General features: G+C 43.3%; 7 protein-coding genes and 1 tRNA gene. 2 read left to right on the top strand and 6 right to left on the bottom strand.

Annotation, left to right across the window (positions count from 1 at the left end; translation table 11 throughout):
- Positions 1–91 precede the first annotated feature (91 nt).
- Positions 92–182, bottom strand: a tRNA-Ser gene (locus tag L865_RS0119560).
- A gap of 211 nt (positions 183–393) precedes the next feature.
- On the opposite strand from L865_RS0119560, the gene L865_RS0119555 reads away from it, so the two are divergent.
- Positions 394–2,061, top strand: coding sequence for a S16 family serine protease (locus L865_RS0119555; protein ID WP_028774783.1), 1,668 nt, complete (start codon positions 394–396; stop codon positions 2,059–2,061).
- Positions 2,062–2,128: 67 nt separating this feature from the next.
- A complete protein-coding gene (gene fabA / locus L865_RS0119550; protein WP_028774782.1) occupies positions 2,129–2,644 on the top strand; it encodes a bifunctional 3-hydroxydecanoyl-ACP dehydratase/trans-2-decenoyl-ACP isomerase in 516 nt (171 codons plus the stop codon).
- Between the two features lie 131 nt (positions 2,645–2,775).
- Here fabA and rmf read toward each other — a convergent pair whose 3' ends face one another.
- From rmf to rlmKL, 5 genes are all read right to left on the bottom strand, one after another.
- Positions 2,776–2,952 carry a ribosome modulation factor gene (rmf, locus tag L865_RS25270; protein WP_084632599.1) on the bottom strand — a complete coding sequence of 59 codons (177 nt, stop codon included), beginning with the start codon at positions 2,950–2,952 and terminating at the stop codon, positions 2,776–2,778.
- A gap of 187 nt (positions 2,953–3,139) precedes the next feature.
- A complete protein-coding gene (locus L865_RS0119545) occupies positions 3,140–4,984 on the bottom strand; it encodes a DUF3466 family protein (protein ID WP_028774781.1) in 1,845 nt (614 codons plus the stop codon).
- A gap of 27 nt (positions 4,985–5,011) precedes the next feature.
- Entirely contained in the window at positions 5,012–6,928 is a 1,917-nt protein-coding gene (locus L865_RS0119540; protein WP_028774780.1) for an ABC transporter ATP-binding protein, read from the bottom strand.
- A 1-nt stretch (position 6,929) separates the two neighbouring features.
- Positions 6,930–7,163: a glutaredoxin family protein gene (locus tag L865_RS0119535; protein ID WP_028774779.1), complete on the bottom strand. Its 234-nt coding sequence runs from the start codon at positions 7,161–7,163 to the stop codon at positions 6,930–6,932.
- A 6-nt stretch (positions 7,164–7,169) separates the two neighbouring features.
- Positions 7,170–9,302 (bottom strand): bifunctional 23S rRNA (guanine(2069)-N(7))-methyltransferase RlmK/23S rRNA (guanine(2445)-N(2))-methyltransferase RlmL, encoded by a 2,133-nt coding sequence (rlmKL, locus tag L865_RS0119530; protein WP_028774778.1) that lies wholly within the window; start codon positions 9,300–9,302, stop codon positions 7,170–7,172.
- Between the last annotated feature and the right edge of the window lie 262 nt (positions 9,303–9,564).

Below are 9,564 nucleotides of genomic sequence, written 5' to 3'. Positions count from 1 at the left end.
GAGATAGCCGGACTTCAACATTAGGAACCCTAGGGTTCGCTTAAGCTAAAAAGCAAAAAGCCCACTATAAAATAGCGGGCTTTTCTTAATATGGCGGAGAGATAGGGATTTGAACCCTAGATGGGCTATAAACCCATGCCGGTTTTCAAGACCGGTGCATTCGACCACTCTGCCATCTCTCCGAACGCGCAAGATAATATAGCGATAGCGATGGCTTGTAAAGCTCTTTAACGCAATAACCATGATTAAACTGCAACTTCGACTGAAATAACCTTCAACACTTAATGATTTTCAGTTTAAAGCCTACAACGTTAGCGAATACTGCATAGAAATAGTTCTCAAGCCAGTAGGTGTGCTAACATTCTGGTTAATCGACTATGAATACACAACTCTATGACCGTTAAACCTTTACTAGCTCAGTCACTCGCTCCCCAATACTCGCTACCTAATGTTGAATCAATTAGTGTCAGTAAACAAAGTTTTCTTATCGGACAAGCGCGTCTATCGCGAGGTTTTCAACTGTTGCTCGATAGCGATAACCAACACATGTTCATCGCAGATCAAGTTGCCATTGACCGAAAGTTGATTGTTGAAAGCCTCTATCACCACCATGTGAGTGAAACTGAGCAACGAGCTAACGGCGCAAGCTATCTCCATGGCCCGATAAGACGCCATCAACTTACCGGCACGATAGATCCCCGCTCTGGCGCGCTAACGCCCGGTATATTTAGCCAAGCAGGACCAGTATTTATCTGTGCAGAGTCCTTATGGAAAAGAGAACCACTATGGGAATTGCTGTTACAAGCACTAACTGACGGTTATTTCAGTATCGGCCATCAACAACATCCGTTTACCTGCAAGGTTGTATTAATTGGCCCAAGCCAGCTATATAGTTTGGCTTATTTAGAAGAGCGCAGCTTTCTACAACATTTCGCGATTCTTGGCGAAATGGTTAATGAAATTGCTTTAGCAGAACTAACAAAAGCTAGTGACAGTCACATGGCACTAGATCAATGCTCAATGAGCGAGTACGCACAATGGCTGGTTACCCTAGCAGATACCCATGCCATCACCTTAGCGCAAAGTGCGTTAACCGCGCTATTTAGCTACAGTGCCAGGTTGGCTGAGCATCAACAGCACTTAAGCCTGCTCAGTACACCGATTAGCCAGCTATTATGCCAAAGTGCTGCAATTTCTAAACGTAAGCACCTTGATGGTGAAGATATAAAACTGGCATTGCAACATATTGAGTTTCGCCACAACGCATCAAAGCTATTGTCAGCGCAAAACTTTGATGAAAAGTTTATTAGTCTGCAAACCGACGGCGAAGTCATCGGACAGATCAATGGTCTCACCGTATTGGATATGGCTGAATACAGTTATGGCGAACCGGCGAGAATTACCGCATCTGTGCATTATGGTGATGGTGAAGTCGCAGATATTGAAAGAAAGTCAGAACTTGGCGGCAATATTCATGCTAAAGGCATGATGATTTTATCATCTTGCTTATATCGTATTTTTGGTAAAGATGCCCCGCTACACCTGAACGCCAATATTGTGTTTGAGCAATCTTACCAAGAAATTGACGGCGATAGTGCCTCACTGGCCGAATACTGTGCATTGATCTCAGCGATCACCGACAAACCAATACAGCAAGGCATAGCCGCTACCGGCGCGATAGACCAATTTGGCAACGTACAAGCCATAGGTGGCGTCAATGAAAAGATAGAAGGATTCTTCGAGCTCTGTCGAAAACGTGGCCTCAATGGTAATCAAGGGGTCATCATCCCTACTGCTAACGTACAGCAACTCAATCTTAATCAAGATGTCATCAAAGCAGTGCAAGATAAGCAGTTCAGCCTCTATCAAGTTTCTCACATAGATGAAGCCGTTGAGCTACTCACTAATGTTTCCGCTGGCGAAGCCAATGAGCATAACCAATTTCCAACGGACACATTATATGGGCTGGTACAGTCAAGATTAGAAGCATTAGCAGGCTATCAAGAACCAGAACTCAGCTTTTTTGAGAGATTACTCGATAAATTAAAGATATCCAGCTGATCGGAGTTGTTTAGCGTACACGTGTTCGCTAATCTTGGCACCACTAATTGCTGGAGTGAAGTATATAATGAGTAAAGCTAATAGTTTCAACAAAGAAGAACTAGTCGCCTGTGGACATGCCAAACTGTTTGGCGCTAATTCTCCGCGTTTACCCATCGACAATATGTTGATGATTGACCGTATCACAGCCATCAATGCCGATGGCGGTGAATTTGGTAAAGGTGAAATTGTCGCTGAACTCGATATTGATCCAAAACTTTGGTTTTTTGATTGTCATTTTGAAAATGATCCCGTGATGCCTGGTTGCTTAGGGCTAGATGCAATGTGGCAACTCGTAGGATTTTTCTTAGGTTGGGAAGGCGCTGAAGGTAAAGGCCGTGCATTGGGTGTAGGAGAAGTAAAGTTCACCGGGCAAGTATTACCGGACGCTAAAAAAGTTACCTACAAATTAACTGTAAAACGTAAAGTATATCGCAAATTGGTGATGGGTATTGCTGATGCCGTGATGGAAGTCGACGGCCGAGAAATCTACAGTGCTAAAGACCTAAAAGTCGGCATTTTTAAAGATACTTCAACCTTCTAACTCTACCTCACCTGTACAGCTGATAATGATGATCAGCAATGGGGAGAAAGGTTGTTAGGGCTTTAACGTGAAATGCCCTAGTTGTGCAGTCAACTAGGGCATAAATACTTTAACAAACTAGAACTGCTGCGCTATTTATTAAACAAGCCACTTAGGCGGCCATCAACTCCCTCTCGCCATCCCCCAAGCCACTGAGATTTAGAATCCAACGTTGAATATGGGCAATTCTCTTTTGAGCGCCCCCCTATCCCAGCTTGAAATCCTTTTGAAAAAGCTCTATCTAAACGGTCTCTTTTCTGTCTTTTCATGCAAGCATCCTCTATTGAACTGTCCTAGGAGCTAAACTCCACCCAATACAAATAGAACGTTTTTTAAACAAGATCAAACAATATTTTTGTCATATTTGCCGTTTATAATTTAAGCGCCTGAGTTATCAAAATAAAAAAAATCGAAGCATTTGCTTCGATTTTTAGTAGAAAATATTCTAAGAAAAGACTAGCGTTTTACGCGACGTCTTAACCACAGTAACGGCAACAGCAATAAAGCACCTAACGACGCCGCACCTTTGCGCTCGTAATTACCATTGCCACTATTGTCGTTCTCTTCAACTGGACAAGCTTCTCCATTACTGGTGGGCTGTAATACCACCATACGTGGAATAAACGCGGTAACCGGATCACCATTACCATCGATTTCAAACAACGGTAAGCCGTTATCACCAATAATCAAATTACCACTTGAATCAAATTGATATGAAGGCTTACGAATAAACGCGGTACCGACAATCGTGCCATCTTCACCGATACTATTCGCCTCTACGATGCGAATTTCACTTTCATAAGACAACGTGTCACCACTGCCATCTTCAACTTCAACACGATTACGTACCCACTCACCTTCTGCATCTTGCTCATAGCCTTTTGAGCCACAAGTAAGCAAGGTATTCAGATCACTGAACTCATCTTTATCTTTATCGAATAAGAAACCCGCTTTCACACGCGGTTTCTCTTTGTCAGCGGTGACTTCAATATACCCAACAACTTGGTTTAAGTTATTGATATCTTTTGGTCGACTGGCTCTGTCAGAGATAGTCTCAAAAAAGTCATGCGGTGTAACGAAACCTTCATCAGGATTGTTAGTATCGAAGTAGAAAAACTTGTCTCGCGGATAGCCATCTAAGTACTGATTGTAGCTACCGACCAAAATACCGTTGTCGTTGATGTCGTAGGCGATAGAGTATCGTTGATCATCCTTCATCGGGATCCAATGATACTGATAATCACCATCGCTATCTTTCTTCCAATAAGCTGCATCATAAGCCAATTTATCAGTATTACCGTTACGATAAACATGCGATCGGCCAGCAACGATACCGTCAACATTAATTCCAAGACCCTGAGCAGTAAAAACAGTCTCTGATTCAGACTCTAAACCAAGCGGTAGCTCAATACCCTGAGCGTTATCCACATCCCACACATAAGCTCGAGTTTGATAAACAATATTTCTATAACCGCTAGAATTAGGATACTGTTCACGCTGCACACAGATATCTATCGGATATGTCTCACCGGTAATACAGCTTTCAATACGATCGATACTGGTCGAAGACAGCTCTGTGCTCGCGTAGCCTGCAACAACATTATTCTCATTAATAGCAGCAGCAATCGACATACCACCAACCGTCACAGTGACATCCTCGTCTTCACTGTAATATTCTGTAATAGGCGGAAGCAAAGGTACTTCAGTGCCATCAGCTAGCTTTACAAATCCACGTTCTTCGAATTCTCGATAATACCAATACTCTTGGTCTTCATTGCTACCGGTATACTCGACTGTCTGCTCTGGTGCTGTATACGCACCCACTTTTACACCTGCAGTGCTAATACCGTAGTAGTAAGCATCAATTGAGTTAATAGTTTCTGGCACATCAGGGTCTGAATCTTTCGGCGGCGTAGTGCCAAAAACGCTTTCAAATGTGGGTATCCATGCGCCAGAGGCGCCATTTTCATCTGAGGTAAACGTAAAGTTGTTGGCTACAATAGGCAGATCTATCGAATAAATTATTTGTTCTTCTGGCGCAATACCGTCTTCGATATCGATGACACCGTCATCGTCATCATCTGAGACACTAAGTTTCTTCTTACCCTTTGATACACCAACTGACTCGTTATTACCATTAACGAACATACCGTAACCGTTACGGGTACTTTCAATGGTGCCATTTAGATCAAAGTCTTCAATATTCTTGATTTCATATACAGGCGCTGCTTGCACGCCTTGCAATGCACTGACAACGCCAATAGCCACTAATGATAATGTTTTATCCAACTTCAACTTCATTAATTATATTCCTATTATTTATGTGGCTTACTTAAGCGACTCAAGCTCTTCCCAACGCTCGAAACACACTTCTAGCTCTTGTTCTTTATCTGACAACAGCTTGAGCTGTTGGTTTACCGTATCTTGGTCCTGTGAATAAAAGTCTGCTTCACTGATAACCGCCTGTAGCGATTCTATTTCAGTTTCAAGCGCTTCCATTTTTGCAGGTAACTGTTCCAACTCTCTTTGTAATTTGTAAGAGAGCTTTTTTTCTACCTTAGCAGCCTGCTTTTTAACAGGTTTAACTTCAGCAACTTGTGCTTGGACAGCAGCTGAGGCCACAGGTTCCTCAGAATAAAACTTTGCTCCTTGAGCAACTGCATCTTCATAGCCGCCAACGTACTCACTCCAGCCACCGTTACCGGTAAACCACCATGAGCTTGTCACTGTATTATCGATGAACGCTCTATCGTGGCTCACCAACAATAATGTCCCTTCATAATCTGTTAGCAAGGACTCTAACAACTCTAGGGTCTCAATATCAAGATCGTTTGTTGGTTCATCTAAGATTATTAAGTTTGCAGGCTTAATTAGCAGCCTAGCAAGCAGTAACCGGTTCTTCTCGCCACCGGATAAAGCTTTGACTGGCGTACGAGCACGCATCGGCGAAAACAGAAAATCTTGCAGGTAGCTTAAGATATGACGATCTTGGCCATTAATGGTAATCGTCTTCTTGCCTTCACCAACGTTCTCTTCAACAGTTTTTTCAGGGTCCAGCGCTTCGCGGTATTGGTCAAAATAGGCAATCTCGAGTTTAGTACCAACTTTTACACTACCTGATTGCGCTTCGAGTTTACCGATCAGCAATTTGATTAACGTTGATTTACCACAGCCATTGGGTCCAATCAATGCAATACGATCACCGCGCATTACGCTTGTGGTAAAGTTTTTAACCAAATTCTTATCGGGTAAATTAAAATTCAAGCTATCAACATCGAATACTAACTTGCCAGAGCGCTCTGTATCGGCAACTGCCATTTTCGCGCCACCTTGACGCTCAAGCCTAGCTCTGCGCTCGACACGCAAGGCTTTTAGTGCACGAACTCGACCTTCATTACGCGTACGACGAGCTTTAATACCTTGCCTAATCCAAACTTCTTCTTCTGCCAGTTTCTTATCGAAGTGGGCATTTTGCTCCGCTTCTACTCGCAACCACTCAGCCTTTCCTTCAAGATAAGTTTGATAGTTGCCAGGCCATGATGTCACAACGCCACGATCTAAATCGACGATACGCGTAGCCATGCGTTGAATAAACCCACGGTCATGACTAATAAAGACAATAGCGCCTTTATAGCTAAGCAAAAACTCTTCTAACCATTCAATGGTATCAATATCCAAATGGTTAGTTGGCTCATCAAGTAGCAGTAAATCAGGTTCGCTAACTAGTGCTCGTGCGAGGGCTACTTTACGCTGCCAACCGCCAGACAAAGTATTGAGTTGGGCTTCAGCATCGAGTCCTAACATCTGACATGTTTGAGTAATACGGGTATCGAGCTGCCAACCATCTAAATGGTCTAAGTCAGATTGCAAACGCTCCATCTGTTTGAGCATTTTCTCCATCTGCTCGCCATCAGCAGTGGCTACATCGTGAGATAACTGATGGTAACGTTCTAACTTTTCACCGACTTCTTTAAGCCCACCAGAAATGTAGGCATACACAGTACCCTGTTCTGCTTTAGGTGGATCTTGTTGGAGGCGGCTTACTTTGACGTCGGTAGCAATATTAAACTCACCGTCGTCTAGCAGTACTTCTTTACAAAGTACTTTCATTAAGCTGGACTTGCCCGCCCCGTTACGGCCAACAATACATACCCGCTCTCCAGCTTCAATGGTGAAATCGGCGTTTTGTAATAACGGAGTATATCCGTATGCTAACGAGCCATTATTTATACGTACAAGACTCAATTTATACTCCTAAAAAAGCTTGTATTTGTGGCAAATCAAACGGCCAACATAATTCTAATTGACTGTCTACACGCTGCAGTACCGGAATTGAGATGCCATAACGTTCTGCTAAATGTGGATCATCACAAATGTCTACATGTGTATAGCTTAAACCTGCCCCTTGAAGCAGCGCTGCGGCTTGCTCACATAAGTGACAATGTTCGGTATGAAACAACACTAATGGCGGCTGACTCATGCTGACTTAACCACGGGTAATCGACCAGGTATTATGAATTTGTGGGTTACGTTTGTAATCCAAAGGCAACGTTTGCTTATCAAGATTAGTCACCTTAAGTCCCAAAGCGTTTAGGCCAGCACTGTCCATCTTAAATTTGCGTTTATTATTTGAGAAAATTATCTCACCGCCTTGGTTTAGTAACTTCACCAGACTGGTTAATAAAGGCAGATGGTCGCGTTGAACATCAAACGAATCTTCCATGCGCTTCGAGTTTGAGAACGTTGGTGGATCGATAAAAATCAGATCAAATTTATCTTGGCAATTATCTATCCATTGCAAGCAATCACTTTGAACAAAATGATACTGGCTGCCAGATAGACCATTCAATGCAAAATTATCTTTTGCCCAATTCAGGTAAGTATTAGACATATCGACGGTAGTGACCGACTTAGCCTTACCGATGGCAGCATGAACAGAAGCGGTACCTGTGTAAGCAAATAAATTTAACACGTCACGACCTGCCGATTTTTCACCTACCATTTTGCGCGTTAAACGGTGGTCTAAAAATAAGCCGGTATCAAGATAGTCTTTAAGGTTTATCTTAAATTTTGCTCCATATTCCATGGTGTGCAGTTCTTGATGAGTCGCATCGAGCTTTTGATATTGATTGGTGCCCTTTTGACGCTCACGGGTTTTGAGGACAATATGCTCAGGATCAATGCCAATAGCCTGTGGTAGAACCAACAAGACATCGGTCAATCGACGTTTAGTGACCGCTTCAGGAATATCTTTTGGCGCTGAATATTCTTGAATAACGACATAATCAAGGTATTTGTCGACTGCCACGTTATACTCGGGAATATCAGCATCATATAAGCGATAGCTATCGATACCTTCACGTTTTGCCCACTTTGATAACTGCTTGTAATTCTTCTTAATGCGGTTTGCAAATGAGCTGGCGACCTCACTCACTTCGCCTTGATTTTGTACCGCAACAGGGTCAATTCTTCGAGTGCTTTGGGCATGAACGGTATACAGATTAAATGCACACTCTAGCTGGCCGTTGTACATTTTCATCTGTTTATCAGCTTTTAACTTAAGTGCTGACAACAATTCAACGTCACTATTGAGTACGGCAATCTGCCAACCACCAAATTGTGATTTGAATTTATCACCCAGTTGATAATAGAGCTGCAATAAAGAGGTCACATTACCTAATCGCTCACCATAGGGCGGGTTAGTGATCAGGGCACCGCTCTTAGCGGGGACTTCGACATCCAGTGCATTACCAACAGATAACTCGATTAACTGTGCCACACCGGCATTTTCGGCGTTGCGTTTCGCTAAGGCAACAAGGCGAGAATCAATATCACTGCCGTAGAACTTAGTCTCACAGCGGCTAATACCTAGGCTAGCTCTTGCTTTGGCCTCAGATTTTAACTCATTCCAAACTCCATCCTGGTGACGAAGCCAGTGAGAAAAACCAAAACGCTGACGATATAATGCGGGTGCAACATCACAGGCCATCATCGCCGCTTCAATCAGCACCGTACCCGAACCGCAAAATGGATCAAGTAGTGTCACAGGCTCTGCTTTCCAACCACTGCGCACCAACATATTGGCGGCTAAATTCTCTTTTAGCGGAGCTTCACCTGTGGTCGCGCGATATCCACGTTGATGCAACGCGGGGCCGGAAAAATTAATTCCTAAGGTAATTTGGCCACGACGGTAATGAGCGTCGATACGAAAATCGGCTTCAGAACGGCCAACATCGGGGCGATTTAAACCGTCATCTCTAAACCGGTCAACAACCGCATCTTTAACTTTGAGCGCGCCAAATTGGGAGTTTTTAATAAAACCACCGACACCATGAAAATCGATGCTAAAGGTGCTTTTATTGGAGAAGTGTGTTTGCCAGTCAATGCAATACGCCGCATTATAAAGTTGCTCCGGCGTTTCGCACGGGCCTTTATAAATCACCATGACTATTCTACTCGCTAAACGAGACCATAAAGTGATGCGATAAGCTAATTCTAATGGCGCAGAAAAATAAACCCCTGCAACACTCTCTTTCACATCTTTGGCGCCTAACTCTACAAGTTCTAGAGATAACGCATATTCATAGCCTCTCGGGGCAGCAGCAAAAAAATTTAACATTGATTGGTAAACACACTCATTTAAACAATCCGCCATTATAACCTGTCACAGCAGCAAAAGATAAAAGTTATCTCCCCTAGCGGTTAATTTATTGGCCCTTATAACAAGAAAACCTTGTGGTTGTCGCATTTATGAACGCTCAAACAGATAAACACATAAGTCGCTTGCATTCACAGAATCATGTCGTTATAGTTCGCCCCGCTTTAACGGACGCGGGATGGAGCAGTTTGGTAGCTCGTCGGGCTCATAACCCGAAGGTCGT

Origin of the sequence: Shewanella waksmanii ATCC BAA-643 (assembly GCF_000518805.1) — a bacterium.
Classification (GTDB): Bacteria; Pseudomonadota; Gammaproteobacteria; order Enterobacterales; family Shewanellaceae; genus Shewanella; species Shewanella waksmanii.
This window is presented reverse-complemented; position numbering and strand designations above follow the sequence as displayed.

Coding starts and splice junctions, on each gene's coding strand:
- L865_RS0119535 (WP_028774779.1), bottom strand. CDS start 7,163: ATGAGTCAGCCGCCATTAGTGTTGTTTCATACCGAACATTGTCACTTA.
- rmf (WP_084632599.1), bottom strand. CDS start 2,952: ATGAAAAGACAGAAAAGAGACCGTTTAGATAGAGCTTTTTCAAAAGGA.
- L865_RS0119545 (WP_028774781.1), bottom strand. CDS start 4,984: ATGAAGTTGAAGTTGGATAAAACATTATCATTAGTGGCTATTGGCGTT.
- L865_RS0119555 (WP_028774783.1), top strand. CDS start 394: ATGACCGTTAAACCTTTACTAGCTCAGTCACTCGCTCCCCAATACTCG.
- fabA (WP_028774782.1), top strand. CDS start 2,129: ATGAGTAAAGCTAATAGTTTCAACAAAGAAGAACTAGTCGCCTGTGGA.
- rlmKL (WP_028774778.1), bottom strand. CDS start 9,302: ATGTTAAATTTTTTTGCTGCTGCCCCGAGAGGCTATGAATATGCGTTA.